17 protein-coding genes are annotated in these 22,020 nt (G+C 60.5%); 12 read left to right on the top strand and 5 right to left on the bottom strand.

The features are described 5' to 3' along the window. Positions 1-169 precede the first annotated feature (169 nt). On the top strand, positions 170-826 hold the full coding sequence (locus BFP96_RS18695; protein ID WP_065897349.1) for an alpha/beta hydrolase: 657 nt from the start codon (positions 170-172) through the stop codon (positions 824-826). A 95-nt stretch (positions 827-921) separates the two neighbouring features. Next, positions 922-2,382, top strand: a complete 1,461-nt coding sequence (gene rhlB, locus BFP96_RS18700; RefSeq protein ID WP_065885869.1) for an ATP-dependent RNA helicase RhlB — start codon at positions 922-924, stop codon at positions 2,380-2,382. A 146-nt stretch (positions 2,383-2,528) separates the two neighbouring features. Here the strand turns inward: rhlB and moaE are convergent, their stop codons facing one another. The 5 genes from moaE to BFP96_RS18725 all read right to left on the bottom strand — a co-directional run bounded on the left by moaE (position 2,529) and on the right by BFP96_RS18725 (position 6,704). Next, the gene (gene moaE / locus BFP96_RS18705) at positions 2,529-2,978 is read right to left on the bottom strand and encodes a molybdopterin synthase catalytic subunit MoaE (RefSeq protein WP_065897346.1); all 450 of its coding nucleotides are present in this window, start codon (positions 2,976-2,978) and stop codon (positions 2,529-2,531) included. A 2-nt stretch (positions 2,979-2,980) separates the two neighbouring features. Beyond that, positions 2,981-3,223, bottom strand: a complete 243-nt coding sequence (locus BFP96_RS18710) for a MoaD/ThiS family protein (protein ID WP_065936798.1) — start codon at positions 3,221-3,223, stop codon at positions 2,981-2,983. Beyond that, positions 3,220-3,693, bottom strand: a complete 474-nt coding sequence (gene moaC / locus BFP96_RS18715; RefSeq protein ID WP_056858942.1) for a cyclic pyranopterin monophosphate synthase MoaC — start codon at positions 3,691-3,693, stop codon at positions 3,220-3,222. The genes BFP96_RS18710 and moaC overlap by 4 nt, the downstream gene beginning before the upstream one ends. 151 nt (positions 3,694-3,844) lie before the next feature. Next, the gene (locus tag BFP96_RS18720) at positions 3,845-5,239 is read right to left on the bottom strand and encodes a PhoH family protein (RefSeq protein WP_065885865.1); all 1,395 of its coding nucleotides are present in this window, start codon (positions 5,237-5,239) and stop codon (positions 3,845-3,847) included. A gap of 340 nt (positions 5,240-5,579) precedes the next feature. Next, on the bottom strand, positions 5,580-6,704 hold the full coding sequence (locus BFP96_RS18725) for a polysaccharide deacetylase family protein (RefSeq protein ID WP_065936799.1): 1,125 nt from the start codon (positions 6,702-6,704) through the stop codon (positions 5,580-5,582). 244 nt (positions 6,705-6,948) lie between these two features. On the opposite strand from BFP96_RS18725, the gene yaaA reads away from it, so the two are divergent. The 10 genes from yaaA (at position 6,949) to BFP96_RS18775 (ending at position 22,017) form a co-directional block, all read left to right on the top strand. Beyond that, positions 6,949-7,728, top strand: a complete 780-nt coding sequence (yaaA, locus tag BFP96_RS18730) for a peroxide stress protein YaaA (protein WP_065936800.1) — start codon at positions 6,949-6,951, stop codon at positions 7,726-7,728. Positions 7,729-9,118: 1,390 nt separating this feature from the next. Next, positions 9,119-10,435, top strand: coding sequence for a nucleotide sugar dehydrogenase (locus BFP96_RS18735; RefSeq protein WP_057724657.1), 1,317 nt, complete (start codon positions 9,119-9,121; stop codon positions 10,433-10,435). Positions 10,436-10,518: 83 nt separating this feature from the next. Beyond that, the gene (gene alg8 / locus BFP96_RS18740; RefSeq protein WP_165386538.1) at positions 10,519-12,000 is read left to right on the top strand and encodes a mannuronan synthase; all 1,482 of its coding nucleotides are present in this window, start codon (positions 10,519-10,521) and stop codon (positions 11,998-12,000) included. A gap of 36 nt (positions 12,001-12,036) precedes the next feature. Next, positions 12,037-13,203 (top strand): alginate biosynthesis protein Alg44, encoded by a 1,167-nt coding sequence (locus tag BFP96_RS18745; RefSeq protein ID WP_065895316.1) that lies wholly within the window; start codon positions 12,037-12,039, stop codon positions 13,201-13,203. 80 nt (positions 13,204-13,283) lie between these two features. Continuing rightward, positions 13,284-14,663: an alginate biosynthesis TPR repeat lipoprotein AlgK gene (gene algK / locus BFP96_RS18750; RefSeq protein ID WP_065936802.1), complete on the top strand. Its 1,380-nt coding sequence runs from the start codon at positions 13,284-13,286 to the stop codon at positions 14,661-14,663. After that, the gene (locus BFP96_RS18755; RefSeq protein ID WP_065885859.1) at positions 14,660-16,147 is read left to right on the top strand and encodes an alginate export family protein; all 1,488 of its coding nucleotides are present in this window, start codon (positions 14,660-14,662) and stop codon (positions 16,145-16,147) included. Before algK ends, BFP96_RS18755 begins: the two co-directional genes overlap by 4 nt. Beyond that, positions 16,147-17,715 (top strand): mannuronan 5-epimerase AlgG, encoded by a 1,569-nt coding sequence (gene algG / locus BFP96_RS18760; protein WP_065885858.1) that lies wholly within the window; start codon positions 16,147-16,149, stop codon positions 17,713-17,715. The genes BFP96_RS18755 and algG overlap by 1 nt, the downstream gene beginning before the upstream one ends. Before the next feature lie 11 nt (positions 17,716-17,726). Continuing rightward, positions 17,727-19,175, top strand: a complete 1,449-nt coding sequence (locus tag BFP96_RS18765) for an alginate O-acetyltransferase (protein WP_065936830.1) — start codon at positions 17,727-17,729, stop codon at positions 19,173-19,175. Positions 19,176-19,183: 8 nt separating this feature from the next. Next, entirely contained in the window at positions 19,184-20,293 is a 1,110-nt protein-coding gene (locus BFP96_RS18770; protein ID WP_065895314.1) for a mannuronate-specific alginate lyase, read from the top strand. 191 nt (positions 20,294-20,484) lie between these two features. Further along, a complete protein-coding gene (locus tag BFP96_RS18775; protein ID WP_065895313.1) occupies positions 20,485-22,017 on the top strand; it encodes an MBOAT family O-acyltransferase in 1,533 nt (510 codons plus the stop codon). Positions 22,018-22,020 lie beyond the last annotated feature (3 nt).

Consider the following 22,020-nt stretch of genomic DNA (forward strand, 5'->3'; position numbering starts at 1 on the left):
TGACATCGACCTACACATAGCAAGGCCCGTACCAGAGTGCCGGCTGAGTCGCTGAGTACCCGGTTCAATAGCAAAAGATTCAACCTTGCGACATTCTCTTAACAGATCAACCTGTCGCGCACCGTTGCGACGCACCCAATCGGAGCGCCTGCACATCTATGGAGCAAACATGACCGAACCCTTGATTCTAGAGCCCGCCAAGCCCGCAGACGCCTGCGTAATCTGGCTGCATGGCCTGGGCGCCGATCGCTATGACTTTCTGCCGGTAGCCGAAATGCTGCAGGAAACGTTACTGACCACCCGCTTCGTTTTGCCCCAGGCACCCAGCCGCCCGGTGACGATCAACGGTGGCTACGAGATGCCGAGCTGGTACGACATCAAGGCCATGAGCCCGGCCCGTTCGATCAGCCTGGAAGAACTGGAAGCGTCGACCGATACGGTCACGGATTTGATCGAAGCGCAGAAAAGAACCGGGGTAGACGCTTCGCGTGTTTTCCTGGCTGGCTTTTCCCAAGGGGGTGCGGTGGTTTTCCACACAGCCTTTAAAAAATGGCAGGGCCCGCTGGGTGGCGTGATCGCCCTCTCCACTTACGCGCCGACGTTCGACGATGAGCTGGAATTATCCGCCAGCCAGCAACGCATTCCGGCCCTGTGCCTGCACGGCCAGTACGACGAGGTGGTACAGAACGCCATGGGCCGCAGCGCCTATGAGCATCTGAAGACCCGTAGTGTCACCGTGACATGGCAGGAATACCCAATGGGCCACGAAGTGTTACCCGAAGAGATACGCGATATCGGCACTTGGCTGGCTGAGCGCCTGCGCTGACTCGCGCGTTTATGTAGTTGTATGACAGACGCACTACGCCGCGCCCGATTCTTGCATTACACTGGCCGGCGTACATTCCTTAACCAATTAATGAGATGACCGTGCTCAAAGCACTCAAGAAGATGTTCGGCAAAAGCGAGGCTGAGCCGCTCGCGCCTGTTCCCAGTGCTCCCGTCCCGCCAACCGGCAGCCGCAATGACGGCAGGCAGCCCGCCCGCACGGCACCTGTTGCCCAGCCGAACGTGACAGCGCCTGAACAGACAAGACCGGTTGAGGTCGCTGCCGCGCCGGTCGCGCCAAAGCCTCGCCGCGAGCACGCCCCAAAGCCGGTCGTCATCCCGTGGAAACTCGAAGACTTCGTCGTCGAGCCCCAGGAAGGCAAGACCCGCTTCCACGACTTCGACCTGGCCCCGGAACTGATGCACGCCATCCAGGACCTGGGCTTCCCGTACTGCACGCCGATCCAGGCGCAGGTGCTGGGCTTCACCCTGGCCGGCAAAGACGCCATCGGCCGCGCCCAGACCGGCACCGGCAAGACCGCCGCGTTCCTGATCTCGATCATCACCCAACTGCTGCAAACGCCACCGCCCAAGGAACGCTACATGGGCGAACCGCGCGCGCTGATCATCGCCCCTACCCGGGAGCTGGTGGTGCAGATCGCCAAGGACGCCGCCGACCTGACCAAGTACACCGGCCTCAACGTCATGACGTTCGTCGGCGGCATGGACTTCGACAAGCAGCTCAAGCACCTCGAGGCGCGTCACTGCGACATCCTGGTTGCCACCCCAGGCCGTCTGCTCGACTTCAACCAGCGTGGCGACGTGCACCTGGACATGGTCGAAGTGATGGTGCTGGACGAAGCCGACCGCATGCTCGACATGGGTTTTATCCCGCAAGTGCGCCAGATCATTCGCCAGACCCCGCCAAAAGCCGAGCGCCAGACCCTGCTGTTCTCTGCGACCTTCACCGAAGACGTGATGAACCTCGCCAAGCAGTGGACCACCGACCCGTCCATCGTCGAGATCGAGGCGCTGAACGTCGCCAGCGAAAACGTCGAGCAGCACATCTATGCCGTGGCCGGTGCCGACAAGTACAAATTGCTCTACAACCTGATCAACGACAACGGTTGGGAACGCGTGATGGTCTTCGCCAACCGCAAGGACGAAGTGCGCCGCATCGAAGAACGCCTGGTGCGCGATGGCGTCAACGCCGCGCAACTGTCCGGCGACGTGCCGCAGCACAAGCGCATCAAGACCCTGGAAGGCTTTCGCGAAGGCAAGATCCGCGTGCTGGTGGCCACTGACGTGGCCGGGCGCGGGATTCACATCGACGGCATCAGCCACGTGATCAACTTCACCCTGCCGGAAGTGCCGGATGACTACGTACACCGTATCGGTCGTACCGGGCGTGCCGGGGCTGCGGGCGTGTCGATCAGCTTTGCGGGCGAGGATGACTCGTACCAACTGCCGTCGATCGAGACGCTGCTGGGGCGCAAGATCAGCTGTGAGACGCCGCCGACGCACTTGCTGCGGGCTGTAGAACGCAAACGCCCTTAAGCTGAAATGCAATAAAAGTGTGGGAGGGGGCTTGCCCCCGATAGCGGTGGGTCAGCTAGACATAAGCTGGCTGATCCACTGTCATCGGGGGCAAGCCCCCTCCCACATTTTGATCTCTGCTGGTTTTGAGATCGGCGCCGGGCTGGCTATTTCCAGCGATCTGCTGCCGAGTGATCACTGGCCCGCCCTTCAACCCAACGCGCACCTTCCGGCGTGTTCTCTTTCTTCCAGAACGGCGCACGCGTTTTCAAGTAATCCATCACAAACGCACAAGCATCGAATGCCGCCTGGCGATGGGCACTGGCCGCCGCCACAAACACAATCGGCTCACCCGGCTCCAGCGCGCCGATGCGATGCAGCACCTCCAGCTTGAGCAGCGGCCAGCGCTGCTCGGCCTCTACGGCGATCTTGGCCAGGGCTTTTTCGGTCATGCCCGGGTAGTGTTCCAGAAACATCCCCGACACGTCGCGGCCGTCATTGAAATCGCGTACATAGCCGACAAAACTCACCACCGCGCCCACGCCCACATTGGCTGCGTGCATGGCGTTGACTTCGGCACCGGGATCAAAGGCCTCGACCTGCACACGAATGGCCATGCTCAGCCTCCGGTCACGGGCGGGAAAAACGCGACGTCGTCACCAGCCTGCACCGGTTCTTCAAGGCCGCACAGTTCCTCATTGCGTGCGCACATCAGGCTGCTCTCGTTGAGCACTGCAAACTCCGGATCACCGGCCAGCGCCAGGCGCACAGCATCGACCGTAGCAAACTCGCCTTCCATCTCCAGCGAATCAAAGCCCACCGCTTCGGCGTAACGCGCAAAAAACAATACGTTGATGCTCATGCCTGGTCCGCCTTGAAATGCCCGCTTTTACCGCCCAGCTTTTCCAGCAGGCGAATACTTTCGATGGTCATGCCGCGATCCACGGCCTTGCACATGTCGTAGATGGTCAGTGCCGCGACACTCGCCGCCGTCAGCGCTTCCATCTCTACACCGGTCTGCCCGGAAAGCTTGCAGCGCGCCAGGATATGCACGGCATCCACGCCATCGGCGCGCAGTTCGACCTTGACGCCAGTGAGCATCAGCGGGTGGCACAGGGGGATCAAGTCACTGGTTTTTTTCGCCGCCTGGATCCCGGCAATGCGGGCCACGGCAAACACGTCGCCCTTGGGATGGGCGCCGTCGACAATCATTTTCAGGGTGTCGGGCAACATGCGCACCCGCGCTTCGGCCACAGCTTCACGGAACGTCACGGCTTTGTCGGTGACGTCGACCATGTGGGCGCGACCTTGGGAATCGAGATGAGTCAGCACAGCGATACTCCTGATCAGGAGCAACGATTGTAAACCCAACACGGAACAAAATGTGGGAGGGGGCTTGCCCCCGATTGCGGTGGGTCAGTCAACAGAGATGTTGAATGTGCCACCGCTATCGGGGGCAAGCCCCCTCCCACATTGATCGCGATTACAAATGAGACTCGGCGTACTCGGCCAGAATCGAACGTGGTACGCCCTGCAGCGCGATGTGCACGCCGTTCGGGAAGTCCTTGAAGCGTTCCGTCAGGTAAGTCAGCCCGGAGCTGGTCGCGGACAGGTAAGGGGTGTCGATCTGTGCCAGGTTGCCCAGGCACACCACTTTGGAACCGGCGCCGGCACGGGTGATGATGGTTTTCATCTGGTGCGGGGTAAGGTTCTGGCATTCGTCGATCAAAATCAGGCTCTGCTGGAAGCTGCGACCTCGAATGTAGTTGAGGGATTTGAACTGCAACGGCACTTTGCTGAGGATGTAGTCGACGCTGCCATGGGTGTTTTCGTCATCCATGTGCAAGGCTTCGAGGTTGTCGGTGATCGCCCCCAGCCACGGCTCCATTTTTTCCGCCTCGGTGCCGGGCAAAAAGCCGATTTCCTGGTCCAGGCCCTGCACGCTGCGGGTGGCGATGATGCGGCGATAGCGCTTGGTCACCATGGTCTGTTCGATGGCGGCGGCCAGGGCGAGGATGGTTTTCCCCGAACCTGCGGCGCCCGTCAGGTTGACCAGGTGAATGTCCGGGTCGAGCAGCGCATAAAGCGCCAGGCTCTGATAGATGTCACGCGGTTTCAGGCCCCAGGCTTCCTGATGCAACAGGGGTTCCTGATGCAGGTCGAGGATCAGCAGCTTGTCGACCTGAATCTCCTTGATCCAGCCCACGAAGCCCTGCTCGTCGACGATGAATTCGTTGATATGCACTGCCGGCAGGTTGTCGGTCAGTTGTACCTGATGCCAGGTGCGGCCGTGGTCCTGGCGGGTTTCGACCTTGCTGACGCGGTCCCAGAACGAGCCGGTCATCATGTGATAACCACGGGACAGCATCGACACGTCGTCCACCAACTGGTCGGTACTGTAGTCCTCGGCAGCGATCCCACACGCTCGTGCCTTGAGGCGCATATTGATGTCTTTGGTCACCAGCACCAGGCGCAGGTCCTTGTCGCGCGCGTGCAGGTCGATCAATTGGTTGATGATTTTGTTGTCGTTGAGGTTTTCCGGCAGCAGGCTGCTGGGCTCGCTGCGTTTGTTCATCAGGATCGACAGCAACCCCTTGGGCCCGCTCTTGCCACGCTGGATCGGCACGCCGACTTCAACGTCCTCGGGCGAGGCTTCGCCCAGGGTCTTGTCGATCAGGCGGATGGCCTGGCGGCATTCGGCAGCGACGCTGTGGTGGCCGCTTTTGAGTTTGTCCAGTTCCTCCAGCACGATCATGGGGATGGCGACGTGGTGTTCTTCAAAGTTAAGCAGTGCGTTTGGATCGTGAATCAATACGTTGGTATCAAGCACATAAAGGATTGGCTGGTCGGAAGAAGGGGTGCGTCCATGATCATCCATACTCGGTCACCTTTGTGGGAGCCAGTCGACGCAATACCTGGGCGGTGCTGCGCCTCGATTCGACCACCGACTGCACCTGGTGTGACGTCAAGTGCAGTGCCCACATTAGGAGTCTTGGAAGACGCCACCTGTGCTGCAGGTTTCGGCGGTCTGACTTCGTAATACCGCAAAACCCATGACAGGAAAAAGCACTTTGACGCTTTTTTGAAGTTTATTTTTCAGGATGACGAATAGCACTAGCCGAGTGCCATACACCCCGTTAAAGTCGGAAGTCCGCCTGCATCGAAATGTAGCGGCAAATCACCCCGAAAATCCCCCTCGACCAACAGGGCCGGGCATTTCATCGAAATGCTTCACGACAGTCCTGCCAACCCAGGCCACTCTGCGCCGTCGACTGCAACAACATTGGCAATGCCACCCGCGCCTTGTCCTGGGGATCATGGAACACAATCACGCCTTTGCGCCACAGCAGCATCAGCGTCAGCACCCGCTGCGCCGACTCTTCGGCCTTGAGCTTGCCCGGATCGTCCTGGGAATCGATGTCCCATAGCGCCACTTGCAGACCCTGGGCCTGAAAGAAGCCCTGGCTGTCCGCGCGCCGTTGCCCGTAAGGCGGCCGAAACAGCGGCACATAGTTTTCCGGCAGCAGGTTTTGCACCAGTGATGCACTGCGGGTGATGGAGTCCTGCCAATCGACCCAGTGGCTGTGAGAGCGATACTGCCAACCCTGGATACCCACGCACTGCCCCTGGTACAACGCCTGCACATCCGCAGCGGAACTGCGCTCCACACGGGTTTGCAGGCTGCTGCCGAGGGCAAAGAACGTAGCGTTGATCTTTTGCTTGCGCAGGTAATCGGCGAGCCAGTCGGTATTGCCGCCGACCGTTGCCGGGCCGCCATCGAAGGTCAGCAGGAACATGCGATCGTTAAGCTCATCGCCATTGCGCTCGTGGTCGCCAAAGCGCGCCACTTCGCTGCTGATCTGCGGCATCAGCGCGGCCTTGCGCAGCAGTTCATCGAGATAGCGCTCATGAAAGTGCCGGCTGGGCGCGGCCCAGCCTATATAGAACGAGTCGTCACTGACGGCGAACTTGCCGGCCTGCTCGCGCAGGTCGTCCATGTTTTCCACCAGATAACAGAACGAAGCGTCCTCTTCGCAGCTTTGCTGGGCGAACGTGTAGTTCTCCAACAGCCGCTGCCAGAGTTGGCGGCGCAGGTCGTCAATGGTGGCCAGGTTGATGATCTTCAGCCCCAGGCGCTGCTTGAGCGCGGGCTCGTCCAGGGCTTCGCTGGCCAACAGGCCGTGGGCAAACATCAGGATTTCCGCCCGCGAGGCCACATCGAACAGCGCCGGGCTGCCGAGTTTTTCCGGCCAGGTGGCGCGGTCGAGGCTGGCGACATCAACCGGCGCGGCCTGGGCATTCAGGCAGAGCAGGCAAGCCGATAATAAAAGCGCTAATCGCACAGGGGGTCTCCCTCTCCAGAGTTACCGCCCATCATAGCGGACTGCCCCGCCCTTTTTGTGTAGGCGCGAGCTTGCTCGCGAAAAACGTCTGGGCATCGCGTTTATTCAGCCTGCCAGCATTATCGTTGACGACTTTCGCGAGCAAGCTCGCGCCTACACAAAAACCGGGGCCTATTGGCTTGATAGGTGGAGTCGAACGCTCCAACCCCCTAGAATCGCGCACACGATTCCAGGAGCCAACTTCATGCTGATGGTGATTTCCCCCGCCAAAACCCTCGACTTCGAGTCCAAGCCGGTCACTGCGCGCTTCACCCAGCCGCAGTACCTGGACCATTCCCAGGAACTGATCGAGCAACTGCGCGAACTGAGCCCGGCGCAGATCAGCGAGTTGATGCACGTCTCCGACAAGATCGGCGGCCTCAATGCCGCCCGCTTCGGCAGCTGGACGCCCGCTTTCACCCCGGCCAATGCCAAGCAGGCCCTGCTGGCGTTCAAGGGCGATGTATACACCGGCCTTAACGCCGAAACCTTCAGCGATGCCGATTTCAGCTACGCCCAGGACCACCTGCGCATGCTCTCGGGCCTCTACGGCCTGTTGCGCCCGCTGGATTTGATGATGCCGTACCGCCTGGAGATGGGCACCAAGCTGGCCAACGCCCGTGGCAAGGACCTCTACGCGTTCTGGGGCACGCGCATCAGCGAATGGTTGAACGAAGCGCTGGCCGCGCAAGGCGATGACGTGCTGCTCAACCTGGCCTCCAACGAATACTTCTCGGCGGTCAAGCGCACGGCCCTGAACGCGCGAATCATCAACACCGAGTTCAAGGACCTGAAAAACGGTCAGTACAAGATCATCAGCTTCTACGCAAAAAAAGCCCGGGGCATGATGAGCCGGTTTGTGATTGAAGAACGCATCAACGATCCGGCCAAGCTCCAGCAGTTCGATGTGCAGGGCTATCGCTTCAATGCAGAGCAGTCCAAGCCGGATAACCTGGTGTTCTTGCGCGATCACGCACCGGAATAAGGCCGTACGGAGACTGACGATCAAATGTGGGAGGGGGCTCGCCCCCGATGGCGGTGGTTCAGCTACAAACAAGCTGACTGAAAGACCGCTATCTGGGCATAGGTATCTACACAACTCTGTAGCGCCCAACCGTAACCACGATGCGAAGCGAGTCGCTCTTGATCTTGATCTGCTTTTGATCTTGATCTCAGGCGCCCCGTTAACCACGCTGGCCGAACGCAGGCTTGAATCCGTGGGCAACCCGGCAGGACGCCGGGTTAGCCGCACTGGGCCATGGATGGCCCATTGCGGCGGCCCACGGATTCAAGCCTGCGTTCGGGCACACCGAGCCTGGGCGAGGTGCCGAGTGGTGGGGCAAGAGCCCTTTTGGTTACTTTTGGGGCTCTTTTCCAAAAGTGACCCGCTGTAAAAGCGGAACCAATAGAAGCCGTTACCGCAGAAACGGATATGTACTCGGTCTGATCCAGCATCCTGGTCGGCCCTGAGGCCCCCATCGGGGGCAAGCCCCCTCCCACATTTGGATCTCGGAGCGTCAGGTAGATACGCGTTATCCCCTCGCCACAGGTGCGGTGTCGCACCAAAATTGTGTAGATACCTATGGCTATCGGGGGCAAGCCCCTCCCACATTTTGATGGTATTCCAAATCAGCGAAACGTCACTTATTTGACGCCAGAAAAACACTCAGACACAACCCTAACGATTTATTCACTCGACATTCATCGTTTTTTTTCGTAGTGGCACCACTTTTTTTATTCAGTAGTGGCACAAAACTATCCCCTCGCGCCAACTCCCCACAACTACTGGTCTAAATAGCAAGTGCTATCAATATACTACTAGTGCCATCTTTCCCAATATTTCAAGAAATTTCCGGAAACAGGATGAGCGGGCTGGAACTTCATCCTGAAGCACCGCTCATACCACCGGTAACGAAATTCTCTGCTGCTGTAAGAGATGACTTACATAACGACCAATGGAAGTAGTCAAGTTGTCTTAAAACACTTTGACTCTATGGTCACACCATCAACTGATCGAGTTAAGGGTGGCGATAAGTACGCATTGCTATCCCCTACAGGCCAAGGCAGCGCTGACCTAAATGAGCCCGTGCAACCACCCAAGGCATTGAGAAAAAAGGCAATTTGCCTGCATCGATACCTTGCCGCACCGGCGCCGAAGTCTTCCTCCAGGGAAGCACGGCTGCATTTCAGGGCAAGCCCCAATAATAAGGCCTGGCTGCGCACAACTTGAGTGCACTAGTGAGTCACTCGTTTATTCAACATGCCTGCACGCGATAAGTCGGCGTCTATTCGCCTAACTTTTGCGGCATCAGTGACGCTTGTAAACATGAACTCCGGCCATCTAATGGCATGATTTAAATATTGAGGTAATTGCGATGCGCATCAGCATATTCGGTTTGGGTTACGTTGGCGCAGTATGTGCCGGTTGCCTGTCTGCCCGTGGCCACGAAGTGGTCGGCGTAGACATCTCCAAGGAAAAGATCGACCTGATCAATGCCGGTAAATCGCCGATCGTTGAACCGGGTCTGGGCGAGCTGTTGAGCCAGGGTATCCAGACCGGCCGACTGCGTGGCACCACCAACTTCGCCGAAGCCATCCGCGATACCGACCTGTCGATGATTTGCGTGGGCACGCCAAGCAAGAAGAACGGCGACCTGGAACTCAACTACATCGAATCGGTATGCCGCGAGATCGGTTTTGTCCTGCGCGACAAGACCACCCGCCATACCATCGTGGTGCGCAGCACCGTACTGCCGGGCACTGTCGCCAACGTGGTGATCCCGATCCTCGAAGACTGCTCCGGCAAGAAAGCCGGCGTCGATTTCGGCGTTGCGGTCAACCCGGAATTCCTGCGCGAATCCACCGCCATCGCCGACTACGACCTCCCACCGATGACCGTCATCGGCGAGTTCGACACCGCTTCCGGCGATGTCCTGCAGTCGCTCTACGAAGAACTCGACGCACCGATCATCCGCAAGGACATCGCCGTTGCCGAGATGATCAAGTACACCTGCAACGTGTGGCACGCCACCAAAGTCACCTTCGCCAACGAGATCGGCAACATCGCCAAGGCCGTCGGCGTCGATGGCCGTGAAGTGATGGACGTGGTCTGCCAGGACAAGACGCTCAACCTGTCCCAGTACTACATGCGCCCGGGCTTCGCTTTCGGCGGCTCGTGCCTGCCCAAAGACGTGCGCGCCCTGACCTACCGCGCCGGCTCCCTGGACGTGGAAGCGCCGCTGCTCAACTCGCTGATGCGCAGCAACGAATCCCAGGTGCAGAACGCCTTCGACATCGTTTCCAGCCACGACAAGCGCAAAGTCGCCCTGCTGGGCCTGAGCTTCAAGGCCGGTACCGATGACCTGCGTGAAAGCCCGTTGGTAGAACTGGCGGAAATGCTGATCGGTAAGGGCTACGACCTGAGCATCTACGACAGCAACGTCGAGTACGCCCGCGTGCACGGTGCGAACAAGGACTACATCGAAGGCAAGATCCCCCACGTGTCGTCCCTGCTCAACTCGGACTTCGATGATGTGATCAACAACTCCGACGTGATCATCCTCGGTAACCGTGACGAGAAGTTCCGTGCCCTGGCGCATAACGCTCCGGAAGGCAAGCAAGTGGTCGACCTGGTGGGCTTCATGTCCAAGGCCACCAGCGTAAGCGGCCGTACTGAAGGTATTTGCTGGTAACAGCAACGGCAAGTTTCAGGCTGCCAGTGGCTTAATCCCCAGCGCTTGCAGCCTGAAGCCTCCTCCCCTTCCGGATGACGCTTATGTCCAAGTTAAAACATGTATTTCTGCAAGCCGCCGGCTGGCTGTTGTTTCTCAGCCTGCTGATGGGACTCGCCCTGCTGTTGCCGGCGAGCACCTTCGATTCGCAATCGAAGAATTTTATTTTCCTGATTGGCGCCGTCGGTATCTGGCGCTACTCGATGGGCGCAACGCATTTCTTTCGCGGCATGCTGTTCCTGTACGTGGTCTACCCGCACCTGCGCCGCAAAGTGCGCAAGCTGGGCAAGGCCGCCGACCCATCCCATGTGTTCCTGATGGTCACCAGCTTCAGGATCGATGCGCTGACCACTGCGCAGGTCTACAGCTCGGTGATTCGCGAAGCCATCGAATGCGGCTTCCCCACCACCGTGGTCTGCTCGCTGGTGGAAATGTCCGATGAGCTGCTGGTCAAGAGCCTCTGGGAAAAAATGAACCCACCGGCTCACGTCAAGCTCGACTTCGTGCGCATCGCCGGTACCGGCAAGCGCGACGGCCTGGCTTTCGGTTTCCGCGCCATCTCGCGCCACCTGCCGGATGACCGCGCCGTGGTGGCCGTGATCGATGGCGACACCGTGCTGGCCGAAGGCGTGGTGCGCAAGACCGTGCCGTGGTTCCAGCTGTTCGGCAATGTCGGTGGCCTGACCACCAACGAATTCTGCGAAGTGCGCGGCGGCTACATCATGAGCGAGTGGCACAAGCTGCGCTTCGCCCAGCGCCACATCAACATGTGCTCCATGGCCCTGTCCAAGCGCGTGCTGACCATGACCGGGCGTATGTCGGTGTTCCGCGCCAGCGTGGTGACTGACCCGGGCTTTATCGCCGACGTGGAAAGCGACTCGCTGCAACACTGGCGCCTGGGCCGCTTCAAGTTCCTCACCGGTGATGACAAGTCCAGCTGGTTCAGCCTGATGCGCCTGGGCTACGACACCTTCTACGTGCCGGATGCCGCGATCAACACCGTGGAACACCCGCCGGAAAAGAGCTTTATCAAGGCCAGCCGTAAGCTGATGTTCCGCTGGTACGGCAACAACCTGCGCCAGAACTCCCGCGCCCTGGGCCTGGGTGTGCGCCGCCTCGGTATGTTCACCAGCGTGGTGCTGTTCGACCAGCGCGTGTCGATGTGGACCTCCCTGCTCGGCCTGACCGTGGCAATCATCGCCACCTTCAAATACGGCGGCGCGTTCATCCTCGCGTACCTGCTGTGGATCGGCATCACCCGCCTGATCCTTACGCTGCTGCTGTCGTGCTCCGGCCACAAGATCGGCCCGGCCTATCCGCTGATTCTCTATTACAACCAGATCATGGGCGCGCTGGTGAAGATCTACGTGTTCTTCCGCCTTGATCAACAGTCCTGGACCCGCCAGGACACCAAACTGACCCGCGATTTGGCCAGCTTTCAACGTTGGTTCAACACCTGGTCGTCTCGGACCATGACCTTCTCCGCCGGCAGCATTTTCGTCGCCGTGTTGCTGATGATGGTCTGACCCTGCCAAGCCTGAATTAACTTAAGGAATGCCCTGATGAACAGCCAAGTAAACGCCAACGTAGTCCACGAATCCGAAGCCCAGCGCCAGCACGCCCGGGTCAAAATCCCGGCCAAGCTGCGCTTCTTCAACACCGACCGCACGCAGACCGAAGCACGGGTGATCGACTTGTCCGCGGGCGGCCTGGCGTTCACCGCCACCCAGCCGCTGACCATCGGTGAGGTGCACAAGGGTCGCCTGCAGTTCGTGATCGACAACCTCGGTCTGGCGATGGATGTGGAGCTGCAGATTCGCTCCTACGACCGCCAGACCGGCCGCACCGGCTGCCAGTTCCAGAACCTCGATGCCCAGGATATTTCCACCCTGCGCCACCTGATCACCTCGCACTTGTCCGGTGACATCGTGACCATGGGCGACGTGCTGGCCACCTTGCAACGCGACAACTTCACCAAGGCCCGCAAGGTCAAGGACGGCGGCAGCAACATGAGCGCCTTTGGCCGCTTGCGCGCCGTGACCTTCAGCCTGGCGATCTTCCTGGTCGGCCTCGCCGCGTTCGGTTTCGTCTTCAAATCCCTCTACGGCATGTACTTCGTCAGCCACGCCCAGGCAGGTATCGTCAGCGTACCGGGCATGAACGTGACCATGCCGCGTGACGGCACCGTGCAAAGCCTGCTCAAGGGTGACGCGGTAGCGGCCAAAGGCGCGCCGCTGGCGACCTTCAGCACCAGCATGCTCGATGTGCTCAAGGGCCACCTGGACGAAGACCAACTGCAACCGGCCAAGGTTGAAGAACTGTTCGGCAAGCAAATGACCGGCACCCTGACCTCGCCGTGCGATTGCGTGGTCGCCCAGCAACTGGTCGCCGACGGCCAGTACGCCAGCAAGGGCGATGTGATCTTCCAACTGGTGCCGCGTGGCAGTCAGGCTAACGTCGAAGCCCGCTTCACCTACCGCCAGTTTGGCGATGTACGTCCAGGTACGCCGGTGAGCTTCCAGGTCGCCGACGAAGAGCAGGTGCGCACCGGCACTATCGTCAGCAGCACCAGCCTGAACAGCGCCGACCTGTCCTCCGACATCCGCGTGCAGATCAAGCCGGATGCCCCGCTGGACAGCACCTACGCCGGCCGCCCGGTGGAAGTCACCAGTGACCGCGGCCCTTCGCTGAACTGGCTGATCGATAAAGCCATGGCTCACGGTCTGTAAGCGAGGACATGCCTGTGAACCCTATTTCAAGAACAACACAATCCCTGTGGGAGCGGGCTTGCCACAAAAAACCCTCCCACATGGGTTCGGTGGCGTTGCTGGCGGTTGCGGTGAGCCTGGCCGGTTGTGCCGGCCTGCCCGACCAACGCCTGGCCAATGAAGCGCTCAAGCGTGGCGACACCGTCACCGCCCAGCAGAATTACCAGCAACTGGCAGACCTGGGCTACAGCGAGGCCCAGGTGGGCCTGGCCGATATCCAGGTCGGTACCCGCGATCCGGCGCAAATCAAACAGGCCGAAGCCACCTACCGCGCAGCGGCGGACACTTCGCCCCGCGCCCAGGCACGTCTCGGCCGTCTGCTGGTGGCCAAGCCCGGCGCCACCGAAGCCGAACACCATGAAGCGCAAATGCTGCTGAAAAAAGCCTTTGCCAATGGCGAAGGCAATACCCTGATTCCGCTGGCGATGCTGTACCTGCAATACCCGCACAGCTTCCCCGACGTGAACACCCAGCAACAGATCAGCCAATGGCAGGCCGCCGGTTACCCGGAAGCCGGCCTGGCCCAGGTGCTGCTGTACCGCACCCAGAACACCTACGACCAGCATCTGGATGATGTCGAGCGCATCTGCAAGGCGGCGCTCAACACCACCGATATCTGCTACGTCGAGCTGGCCACCGTCTACCAGAAAAAATCCGAGCCGGAAAAACAGGCCGAGCTGCTCAAGCAGATGGAAGCAGGCTACAGCCGTGGCACCGTCACCGCCCAGCGCGTCGACAGCGTCGCCCGCGTACTCGGCGATGCCACCCTCGGCACGCCGGACGAAAAAACCGCCCAGGCGTTGCTGGAAAAAATCGCCCCAGGTTACCCCGCGTCCTGGGTCAGCCTGGCGCAACTGCTCTACGACTTCCCCGAACTGGGCGACGTCGACCAGATGATGAAGTACCTGGACAACGGCCGCGCCGCCGACCAGCCACGCGCCGAGCTGTTGCTGGGCAAGCTTTACTACGAGGGCAAATGGGTGCCGGCCGACGCCAAGGCTGCCGAGGCGCATTTCGAGAAAGCCGTGGGCCGTGAAGTGGCCGCCGATTACTACCTCGGCCAGATCTACCGCCGTGGCTACCTGGGCAAGGTCTACTCGCAAAAAGCCCTGGACCACCTGCTGACCGCAGCGCGCAACAGCCAGAACAGCGCCGATTTCGCCATTGCCCAACTGTTTTCCCAGGGCAAGGGCACCAAGCCCGACCCGCTCAACGCCTATGTTTTCAGCCAACTGGCCAAGGCCCAGGACACGCCGGAAGCCAATGAGCTGGCCACCCAGCTCGAAGCCCCGCTGACGCCTGAGCAACGCGCCGAAGGCCAACGCCTGGTGCAACAGGAGCTGGCCGCCCGCGGCACCCTGGCCCAAAGCACGCTGCAACTGCACGCCCTGCAAGAAGAAGACGGCGAGGAATCCCTATGAAGCTCAATCCATTCGTCAAGGCCGGCATCGGCCTGTCCTTCGCCCTGCTGTGGTCGTGCCCGACCCTGGCCGCGCTGACCGAAGCCAAGAACTTCGGCCTGGAAGTCAAAGCCACCGCGCAGTCCGAAGACGACCGCGACCTGGGCACTCAGAAAGGCGGCGACGTCAACGGTATCGGCCTCGACCTGCGCCCGTGGATCTACGGCGAAAGCGGCGCGTGGAGCGCCTACGCCATGGGCCAGGCGGTGGCCTCCAGCGACATTATCGAGACCGACACCCTGCAACAGTCGGCGGATGACACGACCGAACAATCGAGCAACGACGACCGCAAGGCGAAGAAAAACTATCTGGCCCTGCGCGAGTTCTGGGTCGGCTACAGCGGCTTCACGCCCTACCCCGGCGAGATCCTCAAGTTCGGTCGCCAGCGCCTGCGCAATGACGACGGTCAATGGCGCGACACCAACATCGAAGCGCTGAACTGGACCTTCGACACCACCCTGCTCAAGGCCAACGTCGGCGCCGCCGAACGCTTCAGCGAATACCGCACCGACCTCAAGGAACTGTCGCCGGTCGACAAGGACCGCCAGCACTTCTACGCCGACGCCGCCTACCAATGGACGCCGGGCCAGTGGATCGGCCTGCGCGGGCACCATACCCATGACGACGGCAAGCTCGACTACGCCGAACCGGGCGTGGCCAGCGACCCATTGGACAAGCGCGAAAACGGCGACCTGACCTGGCTCGGCATCGAAGCCAACAGCGACGCCTATAACTGGCGCAACACCAACACGGTCAACTACTGGGCCAGCATCACCGGCATGAAGGGCGACCGCGACACGGTCAACGCCTTGAACGCCGATGGCAGCCGCCCGACCAATGCCAAGCGCAGTGATGACGTCAGCGGCTGGGCCACCGATATCGGCGTGCGCCTGCGCCTCGATCCGCAGTGGCAAGTGGGCGCGGCCTATTCGCGCGCCAGCGCCGAATACGAACAGAACGGCCTGCAAAGCAACCGTTCAAACTGGACCGGCACCCAGTCCCGCGTGCACCGCTTCGGCGAGGCGTTTCGCGGCGAGATGAACAACATGCAGTCCATGAGCCTGTTCGGTTCCTGGCAACTGCGCGAGGACTACGACGCCAGCCTGGTGTACCACAAGTTCTGGCGCGTCGACGGCAACAAGCCGGTGGGCAGCAACGGCATCGATGCGGTGCAGAACAACACCGACGACGTGACCGGCGCAATCCTCTCCAGCACCTCCCTGCCCCTTGAAGACGGCAAGAAGGACCTTGGCCAGGAGATGGACCTGGTCGTCACCAAGTACTTCAAGAAAGGCTTGCTGCCCGCCGCGCTGAGCCAGTCGATCGACGAGCCCTCGGCCCTGGTGCGCTTGCGTGCCGGCGTGTTCAAGCCGGGCGACGCCTATGGCAGCCAGGTCGACTCCTACATGCACCGCGCCTTTGTCGACGTGGTCTGGAAATTCTGATGGGAGCCTGCGCAATGAATGCTCAAAGCCTACTCGTCGCGGCAATGCTGGTGGCCAGTGCCCCAGCGTTTGCCGACACGGCGGCCAAGGCGCCGACCATCGCCAAGGAACTGCAACAGGCCAAGACCTACACCATTTCCAGCCCGCCCACCGCGCCGCTGGAAATGGCCAAGCCGGCGCTGCCCGACCTGTCGGGCTACACCGCTGCGGCCATGGAAAAAAAGATCGTCAGAAGCAAACCGGGCAAGATCAGCATCCGCCGCATGATGCAGGAAGACGCGCTCAAGGACTTTATCGGCGGCGACAACAAGATGGCCGAATGGGTGGTGCGCCAGCATGGCATTCCCCAGGCGATCTTTGTCGACGACGGCTACATGAACCTCAAGGACCTGCTGGGCAAGGTGCCCAAGCAGTACTTCAGCGAGACATCGCCTGGCGTGTTCCTGGCCAAGTTGCCCATCGTGGTCGGTCGTAAAGGCATCCTCGATATCGACAAGAACACCCAGGAACTGCGCCTGTCCCAGCAAGCCGGTTCGTTCCTGATCAACGACGGCCAACTGTTCGTGCGTGACACCAAGGTCACCGGTTGGGATGAAAAAACCAACGGCCCGGCGCTGTTCAAGTCGCCCAAGGAGTTCCGCCCGTTCCTGCTGGCCTGGGGCGGCACCGAGACTTATATCTCCAAGACCAAGATGGCCAGCTTCGGCTATGCCAACAGTAAGTCGTACGGGGTGAGTATTTCCCAGTACACGCCGAACATGGCCAAGGTGCTCAAGCGTCCAGAGCCGACCGGCTGGATCATTGATTCCGAGTTCTCGGACATGTGGTACGGCTTCTACTGCTACGAGACCACAGGCTTTGTGATCAAGGGTAATACCTACAAGGACAACATCGTCTACGGCATTGACCCCCATGACCGTTCCCACGGCCTGATCATCGCCGACAACACCGTGTACGGCACGAAGAAGAAGCACGGCATCATCATTTCCCGGGAAGTGAACGACAGCTTCATCTTCAACAACCGCAGCTACGACAACAAACTGTCGGGCCTGGTGATCGACCGTAACAGCGTGAACAACCTGATCGTCGACAACGAGATCTACCGCAACCACACCGACGGCATCACCCTCTACGAGAGCGGTGACAACCTGCTGTGGGGCAACAAGGTGATCAGCAACCGTCGCCACGGCATCCGCGTGCGTAACAGCGTGAACATCAAGCTCTACGAAAACACCGCCATGGCCAACGGCCTGACCGGCGTGTACGGCCACATCAAGGACTTGACCGACACCGACCGTGACATCGCCCTCGATCCGTTCGACGCCAAGGTCTCGCTGATCGTGGTCGGCGGTGAGCTGGCGGGTAACGGCAGCGGACCGCTGTCCATCGACTCGCCGTTGAGTATCGAGCTGTACCGCGTGTCGATGCTGGCGCCGACCAAATCCAGCGGCATCAGCTTCTCCGGCATTCTGGGCGAGCGCCAGGAAGAAATTCTCGACCTGCTGGTGCGCCAGCAGAAAGCCGTGCTGATCGACCCCGTCGAACGCCAGACCGAACTGCAGGACTGAGGATGACCCTTATGCACCCACACATGATCAAACTGCTGAGCCTCTCGGGTCTGACCCTCGGCCTGCTCGCGGCCAGCCAGGGCGTGCGCGCCGATGAAGTGAAGGCACCGACCTTCACCGCCGAACCGTGCTGCAGCCTGTGCCCGGCCGCCCACGACGCGAAGAATTACACCACGCGCTACCAGCAGAACTTCACCACCCTGGTGCAAGCCCAGGGCGACTGGCTGTTCCGTACCCAGGAAGACCTGCGCACCGAATTCGACACCACGCCGGCCGGCTACAAGCGCATGCAGCAGTTGCACGATGCGTTCAAGAGCAAGGGCGTGGAACTGGTGGTGGTCTACCAGCCGACCCGTGGCCTGGTGAACCGCAACAAGCTCAACCCCGAAGAAAAAGCCAGGTTCGATTTCGACAAGGCCCTGGGCAACTACAAAACCATGCTCGGCCGTTTCGCCAAGATGGGCTATGTGGTGCCGGACCTGTCGCCGCTCACCAACGAGCAACTGCCCGACGAATTGCCGGCCCATGATTTCTACTTCCGTGGCGACCAGCACTGGACCCCGTACGGCGCCCAGCGCACCGCAAAAATCGTCGCGGCCAAGGTCAAGCAGATGCCGCAGTACGCGGAAATCCCCAAGCGCGAATTCGAGACCAAACGCTCGGGTCGCATGGGCAAGACCGGCACCCTGCACAACATGGCCGGGCAACTGTGCGGCACCAGCTACGCGATCCAGTACATGGACCAGTTCACCACCGAACCCAAGGGTGAAGCCGGTGACGGCGACCTGTTCGGCGATTCGGGCGACCCGCAGATCACCCTGGTGGGCACCAGCCACAGCGGCAAGAACTACAACTTCGCCGGCTTCCTGCAGGAAGAAATCGGTGCCGACATCCTCAACGTCGCCTTCCCCGGCGGTGGCCTGGAAGGCTCGATGATCCAGTACCTGGGCAGCGAAGAGTTCCAGAAAAACCCGCCGAAGATCCTCATCTGGGAGTTCTCGCCGCTGTACCGTCTCGACCAGGAAACCATCTACCGCCAGATGATGGCGCTGCTCGACAACGGCTGCGAAGGCAAGGCCGCGCAGATGTCGGCCAGCACCACATTGAAACCGGGCAAAAACGAACTGATGGTCAACAGCGCGAACAAAGACCTGCGCAATGCCACCCATCAGGTCGATATCCGCTTCGCCGATCCGTCGGTGAAAACCTTGCAAGCCACCCTCTGGTACATGAACGGGCGCCACGAGGACATCAAGATCGAGAAACCCGAAACATCCGATACAGACGGGCGTTTCGCCTTTGAACTGCGCACCGATGAAGACTGGGCCTCGCAGAACTTGCTGGCCGTGGAAGTGCAGGGCCCGGAAAAGGGCGCTGCCGCGCAGAAAGTCGAAGCGAAAATTTGCACACGCAACGTATTCCCAAGCGGTGGTCAGCAGACCGCCCAACTCGGGAAGTGAGGTTACCTATGCAAAAGTTACTGCTCCCCACCCTGCTGGGCCTGGCCATGTTTGCCGGCGCCGTGAATGCGGCCGCGCCACTGCGTCCGCCCCAGGGCTATTTCGCCCCGATCGAAGCGTTCAAGACCGGCGACTTTAAGGAAAACTGCGACACCATGCCGACGCCCTACACCGGGCCGTTGCAGTTTCGCAGCAAGTACGAAGGCTCGGACAAGGCTCGCTCGACACTGAATGTGCAGTCGGAAAAAGCCTTTCGCGACAGCACCGCCGACATCACCAAGCTGGAGAAAGACACCAGCAAACGCGTGATGCAGTTCATGCGCGACGGCCGCCCAGAGCAGCTCGAATGCACGCTGAACTGGCTGGTGTCGTGGGCCAAGGCCGATGCCTTGATGTCCAAGGACTTCAACCACACCGGCAAGTCCATGCGCAAATGGGCACTGGGCAGCATGGCCTCGGCCTATGTGCGCCTGAAGTTCTCCGAGTCGCACCCGCTGGCCAACCACCAGCAGGAATCGCAACTGATCGAAGCCTGGTTCAACAAACTGGCCGATCAGGTGGTGAGCGACTGGGACAACCTGCCGCTGGAAAAAACCAACAACCATTCCTACTGGGCCGCCTGGTCGGTGATGGCGACCTCCATCGCCACCAACCGCCGCGACCTGTTTGACTGGGCCGTCAAGGAATACAAGGTCGGTGTGAACCAAGTCGACGACCAGGGCTTCCTGCCGAACGAACTGAAGCGTCAGCAACGCGCCCTGTCGTACCACAACTACGCCCTGCCACCGCTGTCGATGATCGCCAGTTTTGCCCTGGTCAACGGCGTGGACCTGCGCCAGGAAAACAACAGCGCGCTCAAGCGCCTGGGCGACAAGGTGCTGGCCGGGGTCAAGGACCCGGACATCTTCGAACAGAAGAACGGCAAGGAGCAGGACATGAAGGACTTGAAGCAGGACATGAAATTCGCCTGGCTCGAGCCTTTCTGCACCCTCTACACCTGTGCCCCGGAAGTGATCGAGCGCAAGCACGGCATGCAACCGTTCAAGACCTTCCGCCTGGGCGGCGACCTGACCAAGGTCTACGACCCGACGCATGAAAAAGGCAACAAAGGCAGCTAGTCGCTGATCGTTCCCACGCTCTGCGTGGGAATGCAGCACGGGACGCTCCGCGTCCCAAAGCGTGACGCAGAGCGTCACAAGAGGCATTCCCACGCAGAGCGTGGGAACGATCAAAGCCTCCCCCGAATTTCGCGGGGGGGTTTGGGGGGGCTGCGGCCCTTGACTGTTGGTTTAAACATGGAGAGATCGGGATGGTTTTCTCGTCCAACGTGTTCCTGTTTCTGTTCTTGCCGATCTTTCTCGGCTTGTACTACTTGAGCGGGCAACGCTATCGCAACCTGCTGCTGCTGATTGCCAGCTACGTGTTCTACGCCTGGTGGCGAGTGGACTTCCTGGCGCTGTTCGCCGCCGTGACGCTGTGGAATTACTGGATCGGCCTCAAGGTCGGTGCCGCCGGCGTGCGCACCCAACCGGCGCAGCGCTGGCTGCTGCTCGGCGTGGCCGTCGACCTGTGCATCCTCGGCTACTTCAAGTACGCCAACTTCGGCGTCGACAGCATCAATGTGATGATGAAGTCGGCGGGCCTGGAGCCGTTTATCCTCACCCACGTGCTGTTGCCGATCGGGATCTCGTTCTACATCTTCGAGTCCATCAGCTACATCATCGACGTGTATCGCGGCGACACCCCGGCAACGCGCAACCTGATCGACTTCGCGGCGTTCGTGGCGATCTTCCCGCACCTGATCGCCGGCCCCGTGTTGCGCTTTCGCGACCTCGCCGACCAGTTCAACAACCGCACCCACACCCTCGACAAGTTCTCCGAAGGCTGCACGCGGTTCATGCAGGGTTTCATCAAGAAAGTCTTCATCGCCGATACCCTGGCGGTGGTGGCCGACCACTGCTTCGCCCTGCAAAACCCGACCACGGGTGACGCCTGGCTCGGCGCGCTGGCCTACACCGCGCAGCTGTACTTCGACTTCTCCGGCTACAGCGACATGGCCATCGGCCTGGGCTTGATGATGGGTTTCCGCTTCATGGAAAACTTCAAGCAGCCGTACATCAGCCAGTCGATCACCGAGTTCTGGCGGCGCTGGCACATCAGCCTGTCCACCTGGCTGCGTGACTACCTGTACATCACCCTGGGCGGCAACCGCAAAGGCACGCTGACCACCTACCGCAACCTGTTCCTGACCATGCTGCTCGGTGGCCTGTGGCACGGCGCCAACATCACCTACATCGTGTGGGGCGCCTGGCACGGCATGTGGCTGGCGATTGAAAAAGCCATCGGCCTCAATACGGCGCCACGCAGCTTCAACGTGCTGCGCTGGGCTTTCACCTTCCTGCTGGTGGTGATGGGCTGGGTGATCTTCCGTGCCGAAAACCTGCACGTCGCCGGGCGTATGTACGGTGCCATGTTCAGCTTTAGCGAGTGGTCGCTGTCGGAACTCAACCGCGCCAACCTCACCGGCCTGCAAGTGGCGACCCTGGTGGTGGCCTACGCAACGCTGGCGTTCTTTGGCCTGCGTGATTTCTACCGCAATCGCCCTGCCGAGAAATCCAAGCCGAGTGATCCGAGCCTGATCAAGGCCGTACCGGGCGACAACCCCGGCAGCATCCACGAGCCCGGCTTCAGCGTGGGCCGTGACGCCGCCGTGCAACCGGCCTACTGGACCGCTGACTGGCCACGCTACGCGATGCGCGCGGCGGTGCTGCTGCTGTTCGTGGCCTCGATCCTGAAACTGTCGGCGCAGAGTTTCTCGCCGTTCCTTTACTTCCAATTCTGAGGG

The sequence above is a fragment of the Pseudomonas sp. 34 E 7 genome, assembly GCF_900005715.1.
Classification (GTDB): Bacteria; Pseudomonadota; Gammaproteobacteria; order Pseudomonadales; family Pseudomonadaceae; genus Aquipseudomonas; species Aquipseudomonas orientalis_A.

What these genes read in the sequence shown, in the direction of transcription:
- BFP96_RS18695 (WP_065897349.1), top strand. Translation starts at nt 170, where the DNA reads ATGACCGAACCCTTGATTCTAGAGCCCGCCAAGCCCGCAGACGCCTGC.
- rhlB (WP_065885869.1), top strand. Translation starts at nt 922, where the DNA reads ATGACCGTGCTCAAAGCACTCAAGAAGATGTTCGGCAAAAGCGAGGCT.
- moaE (WP_065897346.1), bottom strand. Translation starts at nt 2,978, where the DNA reads ATGGCCATTCGTGTGCAGGTCGAGGCCTTTGATCCCGGTGCCGAAGTC.
- BFP96_RS18710 (WP_065936798.1), bottom strand. Translation starts at nt 3,223, where the DNA reads ATGAGCATCAACGTATTGTTTTTTGCGCGTTACGCCGAAGCGGTGGGC.
- BFP96_RS18720 (WP_065885865.1), bottom strand. Translation starts at nt 5,239, where the DNA reads ATGGATGATCATGGACGCACCCCTTCTTCCGACCAGCCAATCCTTTAT.
- yaaA (WP_065936800.1), top strand. Translation starts at nt 6,949, where the DNA reads ATGCTGATGGTGATTTCCCCCGCCAAAACCCTCGACTTCGAGTCCAAG.
- BFP96_RS18735 (WP_057724657.1), top strand. Translation starts at nt 9,119, where the DNA reads ATGCGCATCAGCATATTCGGTTTGGGTTACGTTGGCGCAGTATGTGCC.
- alg8 (WP_165386538.1), top strand. Translation starts at nt 10,519, where the DNA reads ATGTCCAAGTTAAAACATGTATTTCTGCAAGCCGCCGGCTGGCTGTTG.
- BFP96_RS18745 (WP_065895316.1), top strand. Translation starts at nt 12,037, where the DNA reads ATGAACAGCCAAGTAAACGCCAACGTAGTCCACGAATCCGAAGCCCAG.
- algK (WP_065936802.1), top strand. Translation starts at nt 13,284, where the DNA reads ATGGGTTCGGTGGCGTTGCTGGCGGTTGCGGTGAGCCTGGCCGGTTGT.
- BFP96_RS18755 (WP_065885859.1), top strand. Translation starts at nt 14,660, where the DNA reads ATGAAGCTCAATCCATTCGTCAAGGCCGGCATCGGCCTGTCCTTCGCC.
- algG (WP_065885858.1), top strand. Translation starts at nt 16,147, where the DNA reads ATGGGAGCCTGCGCAATGAATGCTCAAAGCCTACTCGTCGCGGCAATG.
- BFP96_RS18765 (WP_065936830.1), top strand. Translation starts at nt 17,727, where the DNA reads ATGCACCCACACATGATCAAACTGCTGAGCCTCTCGGGTCTGACCCTC.
- BFP96_RS18770 (WP_065895314.1), top strand. Translation starts at nt 19,184, where the DNA reads ATGCAAAAGTTACTGCTCCCCACCCTGCTGGGCCTGGCCATGTTTGCC.
- BFP96_RS18775 (WP_065895313.1), top strand. Translation starts at nt 20,485, where the DNA reads ATGGTTTTCTCGTCCAACGTGTTCCTGTTTCTGTTCTTGCCGATCTTT.